Consider the following 18,203-nt stretch of genomic DNA (forward strand, 5'->3'; position numbering starts at 1 on the left):
TCAAGCCTCTCTAGACATCGTTCCCCGAGATAAGTCGGTCAATTGCTGATTAAAAAACTCCAACATCTCGATCGGCGCCAGGCCGACCACGCCGGCCTCCAGGCTGCGCGCATAGCGCGCCAGCGCCAGGCATTTCTGCGCCAGCTGCGCGCAACCCTCGCTGTAATCGGCGCTGACCGTGGCGGCGGGCGGCGCCGGCAGCGGCGGGCCGGCGTTGCGCCCCGGCAGGCCGGACGGCATATTCATCAGCGCCGCCGACAAGGGGCGCAGCACGCCGGTCATGATGTCGATCGAGGCGTTCATCAAACGCGAGCGGCGCAGGCTGCCGGCGGGCTTTTGCGCGAAATGGTGGGCCATCAACAGGAAGGTCAATTCGTAGCCGCCTTGGTACAGCCGCATCAGGGCAAGCGCCTTGCCATCGCTCACCTGGCAGCCCTCCGCACCCGCATCGAGCAGCGGATTTTTCAGCGCCGGCAAGGCCGGTTCGAAGGGCTTGTCGCGCGCCGCAAACTGGCCGGCCAGGGCGCGCAGCCGGTTGAAGTGCGAGGTCTCGAAATGCGGCGAATCGAGCGCCACGCCCTCCCCCTGCCCTGTGACGAAGTCGATCGCGAACAACGCGCTGTCGCGGTCGCTCACCTCGAGCTGATAGGCGGGATAGGCGCGGTTGGTCAGTTCCTTCAGGAACAAGTGGTGTTCGCCGCCGCTCCGGCCGCCCCCGGTTGCGAACAGCTGCGGCAGATCGGCCAGGGCGCGCCGGATCGCGGCGTAGAAGGTGGCCACCGATTTACCCGGTGTGGGCAGGTAATCGGGCCATTCGAAGCGCACGAAGCGGGCCAGCACGTGCTCGGAAAACGGTTCGAAGGCAAATTCCGTATCCAGGCCAAAGCGCTGGCGCGCCTGCTCGCCCAGCAGCGGGCGGCCGGCATAGAACGGCTCGCCCAGTGCCATCAGCACATTATTGACCACCAGATAGTGGATCATTTCCTCGTGGGCGATTTCCAGCAGGGTGCCGCGCGCGCCACTGTTGCGGCGCCGGTCCGCGCCGCCGCTGGCCAGCTCCAGCTCGTCGGCCTGCCAGCGGCCGGCGGCGACCAGTTGCGCACCCTGCTCATAGTTGGGAATGGAATAGGCGGCATACAGGTACTGCAGCATGAGCGACAACTCGAGATCGATGGCCTTCTTCAGCTCCTCGACCAGTTCGGCCCTGTTGCCGATGGCTGGCGCGGGCCCGGGCTGTGCCGCTTGCCCGCTCCTGGCGCCGCCTTCAACCTGAGTCAGGTATTTCAGGAAAAGGCGTGCTTTCGGCAGCGACAATTCGCGCGTGCTCGGCATGTAATAGCTCTTGTCGCGGTTTTGCGGATCGCACATCTGCCACATCAGGCGCGCATAGGTTTCGCATTTGCACTGGTCGGCCAGGCTGAACACCTTGTCCGCCATGAAGGGATAGATCAGCTCGTAATAGCTCATCACATGCCGGTAAAGGAAGGCGTAGTCGACCTGTCCTGCCGGGACCTCGTCCAGATGCCAATCGTCCGGCAGCACGCGTACGCCAATGTGCTGGCGTTCCAGGCCATCGCCAAGCACGATGCGGGTGACGCCCGGAGCGCGCCCCGTGACGCGCAGATCGGCATAGCCACAGCCGCGCACCGAAGCTTGCAGGTCCAGGGCCAGCATCGCGCCGTCTTCGGCCCGCGGCCTCAGGGCCGGATGGTCCGCCAGGACGCCGCGGAAACGGCTTTGCAGCGTGATCGTCTGCGGATATTCCAGCCCCTTCGCGCGGTTGGGCGCCTCCAGGTACAGCTGATTGCTGTCGGACTGCAGCACCCAGTCCGCTTCCTCCCATTGCCCCAGCGTGCTGCCCAGGCGCAGCGCACCTTCGGCCACGCCAGCATGCAGCAGCGGCACGTCGACCACCCCATGATGGCGCCAGTAATCGAGATACAGCGCCTCCGGGATGCGGGCAAGCACCCTGCCCGCGCCGTCCTCCAGCCGCAGGTCGCCCAGCGCCAGCAGGCCGCCCAGCGCGTGCGTCGGGTGTTGCTCTGAAACGGCGCTGGCCGCGCGGTTGGTAAACGGAATCGCGGTCGGCATATTCAGCGAAACCCGGTCCGCGTGCACTTTCACGAGCACCGGCCCCAGGCTGCCCTGGCGCGGCAGCAGCAGCCGGCCAGCCGGATAGGTGGCCAGCTCATCGCGGCGCCACAGCCCGATGCTGCCGGCCAGGTCGTAGAACACCGGCGTATCGGGTTTCAGCGGCGTCGACATATTGAACAGCGCGTACTGGACCGTCAATCCCAGCACATCCTCCTCGGCCAAGGCTTCCTGCAAGGCGCACAGGCTGGCCGGGAGCGGCACCTCGGGGTTGAACAGGAAATGCGGCGCCTGCTTGGCCAGCGAAAACTGGAACAGACGCGAGCGGCCGAATTCCTCGTCCAGAAAATGGCCGCTGCGCTCGGCAATGTGGCCGCTCCTCAGCCAGCGCACCGAGTGCGCCTGCCCGATCTCGGCACTGAAGAGGCTGGGGGTGTTGGGCCCGGCCTGCTCGCCGCTCAGCGTGAACTGGCCGGCGTAAATCAGCGTGGTATCGGGCCGGGCCGGATTATTGTCCACCCAACGTGCGCGGTTGAACGTGGTGCGCAGATAGTCATTGTAATGGCCCCACAGGGCCAGCCTGGCGCCGACCAGGGCATCGCCGGTATCGACGCCGCCCGCCCCGAGCTGGACGCCGGTGATCCGGGTGTTTTCCCAGGAAAAGTGATTATTGCCGCAGGAATTGTAGCCGGCGGCCTGGCTGAAGATGCCCTCCGGATCGGGCTTGCCGGCGGCGTCGAAGCGCGGCTGCAGCTGCTTCAAGTGCGCATGAAATTCCGACGGCGCCCGGCTCAGGTCGAACGGCTCGCCCGCCATCGATACCACATTAGTGGCCATATCGATATGCCCGTGCGTGTTGCGGTTCGCCGTGGGCACGTTGGCGCGGGCAAAGCCGCGAAAATGCAAACGGGGGAAATCCAGAATGCTCATGCGCTCTCCGCAACCGGGGTGGCGAGCGTATCGTCACCACTTGCTTCTTCGGGCAACCACTTGCAGCGCTCCTGCAAGAGCTGGCAGGCCTGGTGTGCGCTGATCAGGCTGCCCTCCATCCAGCCGCAATGCGAGGTATACGCGTCCGAGCAGGCGATGATGCCGCTCGGATGCACGAGGGCGGCCGGATGCTTGGCTTCAGGTTCGAGGTAGAACTCGACGCCGTGCGGCCAATGCTTGTAGAAATGCGATTGGATCGGCGGCAGCGCCCTGCCCTTGAGCGGCAATGCCTCCTCCAGATGCCGGCGCACGCGCTCCAGGTAAATTTCTTCGCCCTGCTCCACACTGTCCTGCCAATAGAGGGCGCTTTGGCTGTCGGTATAGAAGAGCAGGTATTTATCGCTCTTGAAGTAGATCTTGCGCAGGGGATTATTGGCCATCAGCATTTTGTCGCCCAGCCCCAGGCACTCGAACCAGCGTTTCTCGAACGTCAGGAAGCCCTTGAATAAAGGCAGGGAATCGTACTTGAACGTGCTCCAGGCGGCCGGGAAGTCCAGGTTCAGGCCCGCCATGGCGGAGGGCGGCATGGCCAGGATCACATGGCGCGCGCGCTGCATCTCGATCTCGCCATGATGGCTGAAGGCCAGCAGGTGATCGGCGCCGGACTTTTCCAGCGACAGCAAGCGGTGTTCGAGGCGGAACTCCACACCAGCGGCCTGGGCCTGGCGTTGCCGCTGGCGCAGCAGCTCACCATAGCCATCGGGGGCATAGCGCCATTCGTTGCCGGCGTTTTCGGTGCAGTTTTGCGTTTCCGGATGCTTTTTGATGATGTCGTACGCCATGGCAGCTGTGACGATCGGCAGTTGCAGCGCATCGTAGCCGGTGGCCTTGAGGATCCGGAGCGCTTCGGCAGCGCCCAGATAATGGCTGACGAATTCAAGGAAGGATTCCTGCGGATGCTCTTTCACCATGGGCTGCAAGCTCAGCAGGGTTTCCTTCAACTCTTGCTGCTCGCGCTCCTGGGACGCCACTTCCGTGAACGGGTAGACCGCGTGCGGCAGCCCGCTGTCCTGCATGAGCTCCTGGAAATGCGGATGGAGCTGCGGCGAATAACGGGCGGCGCCGAGTTCGGCAACCTCCTCATCGATTTTGCGCGACTGGATGCGGCCACCCACGAAGCCATTCAGGTCGAACACCCGAATACGCATCTGCTGGCCAAGGCCGGCGTTGATCAAACGGGTCGCGCAGGTCAACCCACCAATACCGGCGCCAACAATGCAAATGTCGGAATAGTTTGTCATCTAGAAATCCTTTTAGCTGGTCAAGACCGTTTACCAAACTGCCCACGCCGCGTTCCGAAAGTGCGACAGGCGTGTAACATTCCCGTCCGCTTGCCATGCCTGAGCGGCCAAGGAGAAAGCAGCCCGCCGAACACTGGCGTGTATATGAATGGTTGACTTTAGGTAAAGCTTTTCGGTTCTTCGGACCCGTGGGGTCCGTGCTTGCGTGGCAAGCGGGTACTGCTCACTGACTTGCAAATACAAAAGCGTTGCGGCGCCCCGTCCCTCGGGGTCTTACTTGCAAATGTGACATGATGATGCCCAGTCCCGTCAGCACAAACGTCTCTGAGCGGGGAATTGATCCGGATCAAATTGGTCTAGACAATATCCGATGCCTGCGACTCGAGCTTGATAAAAATCAAACGAATTACTGAATGATCCACTTATCAATAAAAGAGGACAAACGCCGAATTTCATTCTGCCCAAGAGGCTAGTCAGCAGCGTTTCGCACGGGCGGCGCCAGCGCGGCAAAGGCGGGGCGGCAAGGCCGGACGCTGCGGGCGAAATACATCATGAAGTTTGTTCGGCCAATCGCTCGATTCTCTCGAATATCATTCATACCTGCGACATGATTGGTGCTGCACTATGGGAGAAGCGCTCCCGCGTGACTCCAGTGCTTGCGAATGATTGAAAAAGGCGAAAAAAAAGCCCTGTGAAAACAGGGCTTACGATGCGCTCGCGAATTTTTCAGATCAATGCGGGCGGCGAGGCTGCAATTCATCGCCGGCTGTTGGTGCCGGCCATCGCTTGCTGAGCACCAGAGCTTGACACTCTTGTTCGACTACTTGAAACGATCAAAAAAGGCCTTGGACTCCTGTGCCGAAAAATTGGGGTACCAATGACCGCCGGTCTCTGTGCCGCACCAGACCACGGGCTTGCCGTTTTCACAGCCCTGGTACTCTACGCAGCCGTTACTCCCCAAGGGCACCGTGGCGGCACTACAGCTATTGCGTTGAAGGAAAAGATCGCGCGCTTCCATCCCCGCAGAGTAAGGGACAACGTTATCGTCTTTGGCGTGAATGAACAGGGCCGCCACTTTGTTGGAAGAACTGGCGCAGCCGCTCCAGAGCGAGCCGGCCATGGGCGCGATTGCTCGCACCACGTCGCCCATCTGGCATCCGATGGCGTTGGACATCATGCCACCAAAGCTGAAGCCGGTAGCGAAAACACGCTGGGTGTCGGTGCATGCGCCCTTCTGCACCTCGCTGATCATGGCCCGCAAGAAGCGAATATCGCGGTCGCCAGTGTTGGCCCACCCTTTCTCCAGGCCCTGCGGGGCAATGAAGATGGCAGTGTCGCCGTACAAATTCTTCAGCCCGAAAAAGCCGCTCCAACCGTAGACGTCACCGGCGCTGCCATCACGCCAGTGCAGCCCGATGATCACGGGATAGGCCTTGTTGCGGTCATAGGTGTTTGGCATCTCGATCCAGTAGCTGCGCTCCACACCGTCACTGGTGAGCGTATGCATGCCAGTCGTCAACTTGGAACCGGCGGCGCAGCCCGCAGTGCTCACATCCGGCGGGGCGACGGGGGGTGAGGACGTTGTTCCCAATACAGGCGTTGGTGCCGCAGTGCTAGTGCCGCCGGCCCCGCCTCCGCACGCGACGATCGAGGTGAAAAGTAGCGCGGCCCATACATGTCTCATATTTTCTCCTTTTTTGCATCGAGACCTTCGATGGGCGGTAAGTCTAATCGGGCGGTCGCGACCGTCTTTTATGTTTTTCGCCAACGGCCGACATGTTTTTGAATCTCGCAAGGCGTGCGCTGGGCGCCGCGGACAGCATCTCGAACAGCGTGCGGGCCGCGGGCCGCCGGTGAATTTCGTACATGCGGTTGGCAAAATTCGCAATTGCCAAGGTGGACGGTCGCTCCGACAATTGCCTAAAAGCAACTTCAAGCATTGGAAAGATGGGATGAAAAAATACAGGATGCGAGCGATCGCCCTGTCGCTCAGCGCGGCGAGCCTCGCCGCAGGCTGCGGCGGCGAACTTAAAGACACCAGCAGTGCGCCGGCACCTAACGCCAGCAATGCACCGAGTGCGAACGGCACCGGCGACATGGCTGGAACCGGTAGCACGCCCGGCACTGCCGTCCCCCCTGCTACCGGCAACACGCCCAGCACTGGCGGCACCGCGGCCCGCGTTTTCGCCCACCCTGGCGCCCCGCTCACCCGTTCGGACCTCGACACGCTCAAGTCCTACGTCGAACAGGGCCGGGAGCCATGGAAGTCTGCTTACGAGCAACTGGCCAACAATGGCAGGTCCAAGCTCACCTACGTCATGGCCGGCCCCTACGCGACAGTGAGCCGCGCCCCGGACGTGAATCTCGGCGCATGGCGCAGCGACATGGTCGCGATCTGGAATCTGGCGCGTATGTGGCATTTCACGGGCGACCAGAAATATGCAAAGAAGGCGCGCGAGATTCTCATGGCCTGGGCCACTACCCAGGTTGAGTTTTCCGGCCGGGAGTCGATGCTCGACTTGGGCGACTACGCATACCTGTTCGTGGGCGGCGCCGACCTGTTGCGCGGCACATGGCCGGGCTGGACCGAAGCCGACACTGCCACGGTGAAGAAATACTTCAAAAACGTCCTGATGCCAGCATCGAATCCGTACGGCGAACACCAGTTCGGCGCCGCCAACAAGGGCGCTTTGGCCCTGGCTGCACTCGGTTTGATGGCCATCTTCAATGACGATGCGCAGGCGGTGGACAAGGTGGTTTACCAGGTGCGCACGCTGGCCCACATCGGCCTGCGCAATTCCAACGACATCGGCATGCTCGGCGATTCCCTGCGCGACCAAGGCCACTTCCATGGCCAGCTCAAATCGCTGACCATGCTCGCCGAGGCGCTCTGGAAGCAAGGCATCGACATCTATTCCGACCTGGACGACCGGCTCCTTGCGGCTGGTGAGTACTTTGCGCGAGTAAACGAGCTGGTGCCGACCACTGCACTTCCGTTTGGCACCACCGATGCCTATTACGTTGCGGACATGACCAACCGCGGATGGGACGGCGGCCACGGCGGCAACATTATGCTCAGCCAGATCCACGCCGCCTACGTGCTCCGCAAAGGCATGCAAGCGCCTTATATCGCACAAAGGCGCCTCTGGATGCCGGTAGACAGCGAAAGCTTCATGTTCTTGAAGGAGGCCGATGCCTCAGGCGCGGCGCCGGCCCCAGAGCTTCCTATACCTTCGACTGCCTCGCTCACATCGGGATTGAGCGGCATTGATCTCGGCGGCGCCACCCCGACCGGTGCGGCCAGCTATGCCGCCGGCAAATGGACCGTGACTGGCGGTGGATCGGAGATCTGGGGAACAAACGACAGCTGTCACTTCGCCTACAAGGCTCTCGTTGGCGATGGCGCCATCATCGCCAAGGTTGAATCGGTCCAGAACACCGGTCCGTCTGCCAAAGCGGGCGTGATGATGCGCACCAGCCTTGAGCAAGGCGCCCCGCGTGCGTGGATGGCGATCGCCAATCGCGTCGCGGCCGAGCAAAATATGCGCAATCTCACCGCCTACGGCGGCAGCAACTACGCCAACAAGACACTTCCCATCGCGAATACCACGGCCTCGTATTGGGTGAAGCTCGAACGCATCGGCAATGTCATCACCGGTTACCTGTCTCCCGATGGCACCAACTGGGCGGCCACAGACGTCGGCCGCATTGACGGGCCGCTTCCCGACACGATCTACGCTGGCCTGGTGGTCTCTTCGACCGTCAACGGCACACCGAACAGCTCGGTCTTCAGCAATGTTCAGATCACGGGCGGCGACGGTAATGCGCCAGGCGCTATCCCGGCAGCGCCGGCAGTGCTGCTTGCCTCGCCGGGCGATGGCGCCGTGCCGCTGCGCTGGCAGCGCTCCTTCGGCGCCACGCGCTACCTGGTCAAACGCGCCACATCCAGCGGCGGCCCGTACACCGCCATCGCAACGGATGTGAAAGGCAGCAGCTACACGGACACATCCGTGAGCAACGGCACAAGCTACTTTTATACGGTCGCGGCGGCAAACTCGGTCGGCGTGAGCGCCAATTCACCCGAAGACGCTGCCACACCGTTTCATCCGATGGTCAATGTCGCCAGCGGCGGCACTGCCAGCGACAGCGCAAACAATGTGGACAATGCCAAGCGCGCCTTCGACCGTAACTCGGGGACGCAATGGTTCCATAAAGGTGTCGGGGGCTGGCTGCAATATGACCTCGGACACGTCGAGACGGTCCGGCGTTACACGCTTATCAGCTCCTCCGACCTGATCCCGCGTGATCCGAAGGACTGGCAGCTGCTGGGTTCCAACGACGGCGTAGCCTGGCAAACACTCGACGCGCAGAACAATCAGGCGTTCGCCCGGCGCTTCGCACCAAACAGCTACCCAGTCGCGCGGCCAGGCGCCTATCGCTACTACCGGCTCAACATTACAACCAATAACGGCGACCCCACCTTTACCGACCTCGCCGAATTCGGACTGTTCGCCGCCAAGCCATGACAAGGATGATCAAATGCATTGCCAGCCTGGCCCTGGTGCACGGACTGGTTGCGTGCAGCGGGCCGCAAGCGCCAAAAGCCACAGCGACGACATTCAAATGGGTATCCAGTCCACCGCTGATTTTGCCTCAACCGGACCCGGACCAGACAATCTATGCGGTGAAGGATCCGTCGATCGTCTACGTGAACGGCAAATATCATGTGTTCATGACGACCGCCGGATCGTCAGGCTGGGGGCTCGCATACACCAGCTTCGACAAGTGGTCGGAAGCATCGTCTGCCAAGATTATTCCACTTGATAAGTCGCCGATGGGGCCTGGTTACCGCGCGGCGCCGCAGGTATTCTATTTCGCTCCACGGAAGGCTTGGTACCTGATCTACCAGGGTGCGGACCCGCTCTACTCAACCTCGAACGATATGAGCGACCCCGCGTCCTGGACCGCGCCCAAGCCCTTGTTTCCTACGCTGCCCGACATCATCAAGCGACCGCAAGGGAATGGCTGGCTTGATTTCTGGGTGATCTGCGATGACAGAAAATGCTATCTGTTCAATACGGATGACCATGGCCGCCTGCTGCGGTCCGAGACCGGCATAGACCGGTTCCCGAATGGCTTCCATAACACTGTGGCCGTGTTGAACGAAAAGACGGAGGACTTGTTCGAGGCCAGCAATACCTACCGGATTGCGAACACCCAAACCTACATCACCCTTGTCGAGGCAATGTCCCCGAAAGGACGCTACTTCCGCATCTGGAAGAGCAATGGCCTTGATGGAAATTGGGAACCGTTTTCTTCCACGCCAATGAACACTTTCGCCAGCAGCGAAAACGTCGAACAGCTTTGGTCGGACGGCATCTCCCATGGCGAGCTGATTCGGACGAACGCCGATCAGACCATGACCATCGATCCTTGCCGGCCGCTCGAGTACCTGTTCCAGGGTAATGACCCGGCAGTGCGCGTAAGCGAATACATCAAGCTCCCCTATCGCTTAGGAGTGATCGCAGCGAAGGGGGAAAATCCGGTAAGCGCACTCTGCCGCTAAACAGTTCCCTCCAATGCGCCGAGGCCGCTAACGTTTCCCGACCTGTTCCAGCGAGACCAGTTGGTGGCCGTGTAAGCGTCGTTAGTCATTTCGAATTTCGTAGCATTCCACCGCGATAGCTAATGGAATTTTTAGCGGATCGATGCGAACATTTTCGCTCGTCAGGGTTTCAACGATCCCACTTTCGACGGTCTCTGCGCGCACTCGGGTTCAGCTGCATGCGCGTACGCGCAAGCGGCCGAAGGAAGATGGCTTTAATTAGCGCTAGCCCCAGGCCATAGGATACGGCCGTGCGTAATCCTGCTGTTGTGCCAAAGGCTACTCGAGTAAGAAGCACGATGGACATTTGCTGCGCGGTATCTTGATCAATGCGTCGTTTCATTTGAGTCACCCGAATCGCTTCAGAATTTGCCCACCACGGCCATGCAGCCGTCTATAAAAAAGCCCACTTTAAGTGGGCTCGTCGCACTAAATTCAGCTGAACAGTAATCTCTGCGGGAAAACGATCGAGGTACATGGTCAAACCATTTAAGCTAATACAAGTCTACTCGCTTTCAGCAAAGTAGGCGCATGATTGCGCGGTGCGGCGTCCACATCGCCGTCGAAATAACGCGCCAAGAGCAACCATGCAGTTGCCCGTCTTCCACGTTCTATTTTTCAGATTGCTTTGCACCCCGTGCATCGCGGAGTTTCAGGCGTTTTTCCCACCATCCATAGTCGGACAACGTTTCTTTTGCCAATTCGACACATTGCTCATAGTCGGGTGAAGTCCTGTCGCAAGGTGGAAATGGAGGCAGCACTCCCTGCGCCAGACAATAGTGCACGGCATCCGCTAGCGCGCCTTCGTTCATCAGTTCCTGGCAAGCGGATGAATGTTTGGCCGCAAGATTCATCTGATCACCCGTAACTGGCCAGCTGGCGCGCGAAGCGCTGCAAGGAGCGCGGCCCCTCGCGCTCCGCATCTGTACACCACTGCTGTAGACGCGCCAACAGTTGCTCTTGCGTTTCAGACGAGCGCTCCCACAGCGTTTCAAACGTCTTCTGCGCCATATGCATTTGATGAAGACACTCGCTATGCGCCAGTACCTGGTTGAGTTCCTCCCGTTGCGCCCCTGTGAGCCGGCAAGGCGCTCGCTGCAGCAAAACTTTCGCCTGCTGCAAAACTGCCTTCGGTATCAGAATCGCCATTCTCTGACGTTCGGCCTGAAAGACAGCTTGCTTGAGCACAGTCAATTCGCGCATCAGGATAGCGCGATGTCCCAGCACAGAATTCAGCGTGGACAGGGTCGGCGCAAACTGACAGGAACGGCGCGCCAAAGGCGGTGGCGCCTTGCGCGGTGTTGCGAGACCCAATGATCGCATCAGGCAGATATAAGCCCAGCCGACATCAACTTCGAACCAGCGAACCGAGAACTTCGCCGAGGTAGGGAAAGTATGGTGGTTATTGTGCAGCTCCTCGCCGCCAATCAATACGCCAAGCGGCAAGATATTGGTCGCCGCCTCCTTGCATTCAAAGTTGCGGTAGCCTACATAGTGCCCAAGACCGTTGACTACCCCTGCAGCCAGGAACGGGATCCACATCATTTGGAACGCCCATAGCGTCAGCCCTGGGGCGCCAAACAGGGCCAATTCGATCGCCAATAGTAGCCCCACGCCTTGCCAGGAATAGCGTCCATAGATATTGCGTTCCAGCCAGTCGTCCGGCCCGCCCCCTCCGAAGCGTGCCACCAACCCCCGGTCGCCTGCCGAATTCCGGTATAGCTCCGCTCCCCGCCACAAGACTTCATGAATACCCACCTGTAGCGGGCTGTGCGGATCCCTTGCCGTTTCGCAGTGGGCATGATGGCACCGATGCACCGCCACCCATTCCTTCGTCACCATCCCCGTGGTAAGCCATAGCCAGAAGCGAAAGCCGTGTGTCACAACCGGGTGCAAGGTCACGGCCCGATGAGTCTGGCACCGGTGCAGGTAAATTGTCACGGCGACGATCGTCGCGTGTGTCGTCGCTAATCCGACCAGGAGCAGTTTCCACCAACTCCAGGCCAACATTCCGCCCGTCAGCCATTGCATGTAAGGCGCCATCAAGCGGACCCTTTCGCCTTCATTGCGCTACAAACCAGGATGTGCATTAGCGTAAGCGACCGCATCGCGCAACTGTTCGTACCGAAAGCCGCCATAATGAAAGCGCCCCATCGCAAAGACAATCCCGTGCTGATGCATCAACTGGCCTTCTTCGTCAGTCGGGCGATAGGCACTCTGCCAATCAGCCCGAAAAGTCTTATCGCGTACGAACCCCGCTTTGGCGTACTCGGCCTTGGCGTAGCGCAATGCATCGCCAAAGGCGTCGTAACGATATTGCCGAAACGCGTACCGCAACCCGTCAAACGAGATCTCGTACTGCGCGGCCACGAGCCGGTCCTGTGACGATTCCCGCAAGGTGTCGTCAATGCGTGCGGCCCGACCGAGTTCACCAACGACATTGCTGCTATCCATGGCCATGATCTCTCGTCTGGCTCGCGAAGTGGCATCTACATCGGCATCTTCTCGCGTATCAAATGCCTCCTCCGGGAAAACCACTGAACGCTTGCCCGATTGCCGAAGAATGGCAGTCGACGCAAACCTGCGCACGCCATCCTGGCAGCGAAACTCCGTGCAGCGTAATACGATACGCCATCCTTGAAAGAAGGTTCCCTCACGCCATCGCATGGCCGACTCCTTCGCTCGCATTGGTGAAGGAAGGTGAAAGGAGGTCGCGACGAGCAAGCTCTCGTTTCAGGCGAAAAGACTTACGCTGGAGTTAAGCTGATCGCCATGCGAGTGGGTCCCGTAAATGAGCCTTGCCATGCATCGATCGTTGGTGAAAGTAGCGTCATGTCCCCACTATACGCGCAGGATGCAAAACCACCTATTCATTTCGGCGCTCCTGCGTCCCTTGGTGCTTCATGAATTCGGACTCGCCGGCGGCGGTGCGCTCTTCACGCGCTGCAATGGGGTCGCCGCCAATATCAACCCGGCAAGCGGCGCGTTCGGCATCACTGTGCGCCCCTTCGCCACCTGATTCGCGCGCGTCATCGTCAAACGGTGGATGCAGCATGTCGTTCAACATGGCACGCAGTTCCGCAGCATCCGGGACCAATCCGCGCCTTTGCCTTTGCCGGATATAGTGCTGGATTTCGGCTTCCTGCTCGACGCTCAAGGGGAGGCCGCGAAATGAGGTTTCGGGTTCATTGTTGTGCATGATAACTCTCCAGGCCGTCAATATTCCAGGTCTACGCCCTATCCCGCCGCTGCTGGCAACCGCTTACGCTGCCCCAGAAGCAAATGCATTCGCCTTGCTAACTTGCCGCTCGGCGGTCCCGACGCTTATCACGATACATTTCGTTGTCTGCTTGCAATAGATAGTCCGATAATGACTCAGCGCCGGAACTATCGCAATTGATTACGCCGATGCTAAGCGACAAAGCCTGCTCGCCTGGATGCGCCAGATTGAACTCCGCGATGCGGGCGAGGATCCGTTCAGTGATTGCGCGCAGGGTGGCATTATCGAACGTGCATGCGGCAAACTCGTCCCCGCCAACACGACCCACCACGTCCGCATGCCGAAAGGCGCTGCGAAAGAGCTGCGATGCCTCGCGAATCAAAGCGTCCCCAGCCGCGTGGCCGAGTTTGTCATTCACGTTTTTCAGTCCATCCACATCGGCAAAAATGACTGCACATGCCATGCGCTGGCGCCGGGCGATCAGCAGACACTGTTCCGATTTGGCGAGAAAGCCGCGGCGATTCTGCAGGCCCGTCAGTTCGTCCTGCGCCGCAATTTCTCGCGCTACAACCGCCTCACTCTCACTGGCCCTGAGCTCCTCGACGAGCCGGGATTCTTCCGCTGCGTGAGCCTCATGCTGCTCATGAACCAGTTCGTCACAGTTCTGCTGGTGTAACAGACTCGTGAGCCGAACGCCGGCCAGTTCGGCAATAAAGGGAAGCATCGTGCGCGCTCCGCGCTGAATGCGCAGTGGGGGCCGCTCCTTCCATTGCAGTGCGATGTAACCGCCATGCACGTCTGAAGAAAAAGGCGCCACCACGTGGCTGCCATGGTCGAGTATCAAGGGCCCAGCGGGACGGTCCAGCGACACTGCCTCCAGCATCTTGCGCAGCTTGCGGCACTCCTGATGGTTCATTTCCAGGAATTTTTCCCCTCGGGGAGGATCGAGGTAGTAGCAGCTGTCACCACTTCCCCGGTTACTGATCAACAAAACGCCGTGGGGCTTCAGCGATGACAAGTTCTGGTGGATGGAGCGTAACGCAGACTCGACGTTAACAGCACACATCAAGGCCTTTGCAATCCGCAACACCATCATGAGTTCATTCTTTGTCGGTTGGCGCACATCGCCAGGGGACCCACGGTTTTCAGTCCGCAGCGGCGCCCGCCCCCAGAATACTCCAGGGTGCGACCTCGACGTTGCAGCGGTTTTATCCATGACAAGTGCCCTCACAGACTGGGTTGATCTGGTCGGCACTTTGAGAAAAGTACGCGAATCGCGCCAAATGCCGCGAAGTAGCCTCCGCACTGGCAATGCCCCACACTATCACGCATCGCATTCCAGGTCGATTGACGTTTCTTATCGAACACAGCTTCATGTTAGGGCTGCCATTGGCGCCTTTTAAGCCATCCGATCCGCGCGATAGAAGCTTTGCACCGCTCCTGGTGTTTTGATCGGTGCTGCGGTGTTGACCGGCCTATGAGAAGACGAGAACGGCGCGCATCGCCGTTACGCAATCCGCACGGATGACGAACTGGCTGCATCGGATCGAAAGGCTCTGTTACACACGTAGCAGTTCCCGGCCTGGTCCTCGAAGACGGACTCGGAACCATATGTATTTTCCATGGTCTCGACGCGTACTAGCTGGACCGTCCGTTCCGCAGTATGCACCAGGTAAGCGACTTGACCCATGTCACCCGCCAGCGCCGAGCCGGCTCCTGAACCGGGCTCTTCAACCACGTCGATAGTCACGTCCTCCGGCTCACGGCCAGGACGCAGCCTTTTCGCAGCAATTTGCCTCATGAGCTTCCCGGACACATCTCCCTCCATCTCGGCAAGAAAATGAAACTCAGTGTGGCACAAGACTCTTGCACGTACAACCGAGCTAAGAGCAGACCGTCCTGAACAAAGAGGGAGTCATAGCTTTACACGAACAGTTGCGGCTATGGCGGAATTTGCACGGGTGATTATTTCATCCCGTCGCTGATATTCATGTTCGCAAAAAACATGGCGGACGACAACCGCATCCTCAGTGAAGGCAACGGACACCTGCTGCGCGTACCGCTTCATGGCCCCTGCCCCAACCACACGGCTGGAGACTCGCGAACACAGGCCTTGCCAGGTGATAGCACCTCATGATTGAAACGGACAACGCGGTAGAAAAAGACGATCTCCGCATTGCACGTTACGGCGCTATCGCAAGCCAAAGCACTGTATAGTGGGTCACCGAATAGGCATTGCAATCCCTGCCGGTCTCCCTCCTTTGCTGCCTTCCTGAGGCAGCGCTAGCCAGACTTCATGCGTTGCTTCCCCTGCTTAACGGCGCATCCGGCCGGTGCTATCCGGCCTTGTCAACACGGAGAGAGCGATCATGCATACCCAGAACGGCACTGTGAAATGGTTTAGTGAAGCCAAGGGCTTTGGCTTTATTACCCCCGATGGGGGCGGCCCAGATATCTTTGTTCATTTTCAGGACATCCAGCAGGCAGGATTCAAATCGCTGTCGGAGAATCAGCGCGTTTCTTTTGAGCGCAGCACAAGTCCCAAAGGCGACAAGGCGACCAACGTTCAGCTGTCGTGAGCGGGGCAGCCAGGAAACGATCGCCACTCAGGGCGATGCCTGCCTATCCTCCCGTACGCAAACCCGACGAACGGGCCATGCCACGCGCATCCCGCCTACCAGCACATGAAGAAACGTGAACTACTTGCCGCGCTGGCCGATTTCGACGACGACGACGACTTTCTGGTAGAAGGGTGGGAGAATGGCTTCGACGAACCGACAATTTACGTCACAGCAGTTCGCGCACGCATGGCGTCCGAATTTCTACACGGACTCGACAGCGACTTCATCAGTGACGCCAGTGGCTCTGGACGCATCATCATTGGCACCCCACGCGGGTGCGCGACATTCTGAGCAACCACGTCGCTTGATGACGTCCGATCTTGCGGGAGGATAAAGGCCTCGGCATAACGCGGTGTATCCAGGCGTCATTGTCCCGTGTCAGCTCGGTAACCGCTGCGCACGGCACGAATACGTTTGACCCTTATGGCGGTTTGCCGCTAACCTCAAACCTGCCTCCCCATTCTTTGGTGCGCCCGGAAATCGCATCTTTATCCCATGGCTGCCCACAGCAAGCGTCTCGAAGCACATCGGCTTCAACAGTTCATTTCCAGCGTGGAAGATTACGCCATCTATACAATGTCGCCGGAGGGCGAAATCAGCAGCTGGAACCGGGGCGCAGAACGATCGACGTATTTCTCCGAAGCTGAGGTACTGGGAGCGCACTTTTCGCTCTTCTACACCGAGAAAGAGCGGATAGCGAAACACCCCGAGGCAGTGTTGCGCCAGGCCGGCCAAGGGCGGTTCGAAGGCGAAGGATGGTGCGTACGCAAGGATGGCACACAGTTCTGGGCCAATTCCGTGGTGGATCCAGTCCATGATGGTACCGGACAACTCGTAGGATTTACGGTCATCACGCGCGACTTTACGGAGCGTATCCGGGCCGAAGAGGCCCTGCATGCAAGTGAGCAACAGTTTAGGTTGCTGGTCCAAAGCGTCACCGACTATGCGATCTTCATGCTATCCCCCACCGGCATCGTCACCAGCTGGAACGCCGGCGCCGCTCGCATCAAGGGCTACGACAGCGACGAGATCATCGGCCAACACTTCTCACGCTTCTACACAGAAGAAGATAAAGCGGCCGGGTTGCCGGAAAACGCACTGAGAACCGCCGAACGCGAGGGACAATTTGAACGCGAAGGCTGGCGCGTGCGTCGCGATGGCACCCGATTTTGGGCACATGTCGTCATCGATCCCGTGCGCGACCATAATGGCCAACTGGTCGGCTTTGCAAAGGTTACGCGCGACGTCACCGCCAAACGAGATGCCGACCTTGCACTGTCGCAGGCCAAAGATGCATTGTTCCAGGCGCAGAAGATGGAATCTATCGGCAAGCTTACCGGTGGAGTCTCCCATGACTTCAACAACCTGTTGAACGTCATCGTCAACGGACTGCAGTTGCTCAAACTTGATGGGCGACAAGAAGCGCAGTTGCGGACGATCGACACCATGGAGCGCGCCGCCAAGCGGGGCGCCACCTTGACGCAGCAACTGCTGTCGTTTGCGCGCCAGCAGCCGCTCAAGCCAGAGCAGTTGAACGTCAACGACGTGCTCACGGCCTTCGAGCCAGTACTCCGACGCGCCATTCGCAGCGAAATCCTCCTCGAACTACGCCTGAGCCACCGATTGCCCGACATCGTTGTCGATGAAGCGCAATTGGAAGCGGCAGTGCTCAATCTCGTGGTTAACTCGAGAGACGCCATTGTCGGCAGCGGAAAGATCGTGGTTTCAACCACATGGGATGCTGCGCCATATGACAGGCAAACCAGAGAACAGTCGGAGCATGGCTTTGTCCAGATCAGTGTCGAGGACAGTGGCACCGGCATGAGCGAAGAGGTATCCCAGCGCGCGGTCGAGCCTTTCTTCACCACCAAGCCAGTCGGGGAAGGCACTGGCTTGGGCCTGAGCCAAGTGTTTGGACTCGCCGGGCAGTCAGGGGGCGCGCTAACGCTCGCCTCATCCCTTGGCCGCGGTACCATCGTTACGCTCGCCATTCCTGCACTTGCCCCTGCGGAAGCCGTCGCCGCTATGTCTCGACCGACTAAAGTGCTGGTCGTGGACGATCAACCTGAGGTGCTGAACATGACTGTGCAGCTTGTGGAAAGTCTTGGCTACCCTACCGTGGCAGCCCCGAATGCCGAGGCCGCCCTGCACCTGCTTAGCACGCATCCGGAAATCGAGATTCTGTTTAGCGACGTGGTGATGCCTGGCATGAATGGCATCGAACTGGCGTGCAATGCGCTCCAACTTGCCCCCAAACTCAAGGTCCTCCTGGCCTCCGGCTATATGAACGCTTCGCTGCGAGAACAGCGCCAGGACTCCGGACTGGATGACTTCCCGCTTCTGCTTAAACCGTTCTCGATTGCCGATGTCGCCAAGGAGCTCAAGGAACTGACGATCTCATAAAGCGGGTATCGCATGTTCAACCGTAAGCGATC

General features: G+C 59.6%; 13 protein-coding genes. 5 read left to right on the forward strand and 8 right to left on the reverse strand.

Annotated elements, in window-relative coordinates; genetic code table 11:
- The 3 genes from vioB to ACN9MZ_RS17105 form a co-directional block, all read right to left on the reverse strand.
- Positions 1-3,021, reverse strand: a complete 3,021-nt coding sequence (gene vioB, locus ACN9MZ_RS17095) for an iminophenyl-pyruvate dimer synthase VioB (protein ID WP_426338175.1) — start codon at positions 3,019-3,021, stop codon at positions 1-3.
- Positions 3,018-4,322: a flavin monoamine oxidase family protein gene (locus tag ACN9MZ_RS17100; RefSeq protein WP_426338176.1), complete on the reverse strand. Its 1,305-nt coding sequence runs from the start codon at positions 4,320-4,322 to the stop codon at positions 3,018-3,020. The genes vioB and ACN9MZ_RS17100 overlap by 4 nt, the downstream gene beginning before the upstream one ends.
- 820 nt (positions 4,323-5,142) lie before the next feature.
- Positions 5,143-5,829, reverse strand: a complete 687-nt coding sequence (locus tag ACN9MZ_RS17105) for an alpha/beta hydrolase family esterase (protein WP_426338177.1) — start codon at positions 5,827-5,829, stop codon at positions 5,143-5,145.
- A 445-nt stretch (positions 5,830-6,274) separates the two neighbouring features.
- Between ACN9MZ_RS17105 and ACN9MZ_RS17110 the strand changes: the two genes are divergently transcribed.
- Both ACN9MZ_RS17110 and ACN9MZ_RS17115 read left to right on the forward strand, forming a co-directional pair.
- Positions 6,275-8,848, forward strand: coding sequence for an alginate lyase family protein (locus ACN9MZ_RS17110; protein ID WP_426338178.1), 2,574 nt, complete (start codon positions 6,275-6,277; stop codon positions 8,846-8,848).
- On the forward strand, positions 8,845-9,888 hold the full coding sequence (locus tag ACN9MZ_RS17115; protein WP_426338179.1) for a non-reducing end alpha-L-arabinofuranosidase family hydrolase: 1,044 nt from the start codon (positions 8,845-8,847) through the stop codon (positions 9,886-9,888). Before ACN9MZ_RS17110 ends, ACN9MZ_RS17115 begins: the two co-directional genes overlap by 4 nt.
- A 650-nt stretch (positions 9,889-10,538) precedes the next feature.
- Here the strand turns inward: ACN9MZ_RS17115 and ACN9MZ_RS17120 are convergent.
- The 5 genes from ACN9MZ_RS17120 to ACN9MZ_RS17140 all read right to left on the reverse strand — a co-directional run bounded on the left by ACN9MZ_RS17120 (position 10,539) and on the right by ACN9MZ_RS17140 (position 14,243).
- On the reverse strand, positions 10,539-10,781 hold the full coding sequence (locus ACN9MZ_RS17120; protein WP_426338180.1) for a hypothetical protein: 243 nt from the start codon (positions 10,779-10,781) through the stop codon (positions 10,539-10,541).
- Between the two features lie 4 nt (positions 10,782-10,785).
- The gene (locus ACN9MZ_RS17125) at positions 10,786-11,958 is read right to left on the reverse strand and encodes a DesA family fatty acid desaturase (protein ID WP_426338181.1); all 1,173 of its coding nucleotides are present in this window, start codon (positions 11,956-11,958) and stop codon (positions 10,786-10,788) included.
- Between the two features lie 39 nt (positions 11,959-11,997).
- On the reverse strand, positions 11,998-12,594 hold the full coding sequence (locus tag ACN9MZ_RS17130; RefSeq protein WP_426338182.1) for a hypothetical protein: 597 nt from the start codon (positions 12,592-12,594) through the stop codon (positions 11,998-12,000).
- Between the two features lie 199 nt (positions 12,595-12,793).
- On the reverse strand, positions 12,794-13,126 hold the full coding sequence (locus ACN9MZ_RS17135; RefSeq protein WP_426338183.1) for a hypothetical protein: 333 nt from the start codon (positions 13,124-13,126) through the stop codon (positions 12,794-12,796).
- A 97-nt stretch (positions 13,127-13,223) separates the two neighbouring features.
- Positions 13,224-14,243 (reverse strand): GGDEF domain-containing protein, encoded by a 1,020-nt coding sequence (locus ACN9MZ_RS17140; RefSeq protein WP_426338184.1) that lies wholly within the window; start codon positions 14,241-14,243, stop codon positions 13,224-13,226.
- Positions 14,244-15,516: 1,273 nt separating this feature from the next.
- Here ACN9MZ_RS17140 and ACN9MZ_RS17145 point away from each other — a divergent pair.
- From ACN9MZ_RS17145 to ACN9MZ_RS17155, 3 genes are all read left to right on the forward strand, one after another.
- Positions 15,517-15,726, forward strand: a complete 210-nt coding sequence (locus ACN9MZ_RS17145; RefSeq protein WP_426338185.1) for a cold-shock protein — start codon at positions 15,517-15,519, stop codon at positions 15,724-15,726.
- Positions 15,727-15,831: 105 nt separating this feature from the next.
- Entirely contained in the window at positions 15,832-16,059 is a 228-nt protein-coding gene (locus ACN9MZ_RS17150; protein WP_426338186.1) for a hypothetical protein, read from the forward strand.
- A gap of 204 nt (positions 16,060-16,263) precedes the next feature.
- Positions 16,264-18,171 carry a PAS domain S-box protein gene (locus ACN9MZ_RS17155; RefSeq protein ID WP_426338187.1) on the forward strand — a complete coding sequence of 636 codons (1,908 nt, stop codon included), beginning with the start codon at positions 16,264-16,266 and terminating at the stop codon, positions 18,169-18,171.
- The last annotated feature ends 32 nt before the right edge of the window (positions 18,172-18,203 follow it).

This window comes from Pseudoduganella sp. S-14 (genome assembly GCF_049913285.1).
Lineage (GTDB): Bacteria > Pseudomonadota > Gammaproteobacteria > Burkholderiales > Burkholderiaceae_D > Rugamonas.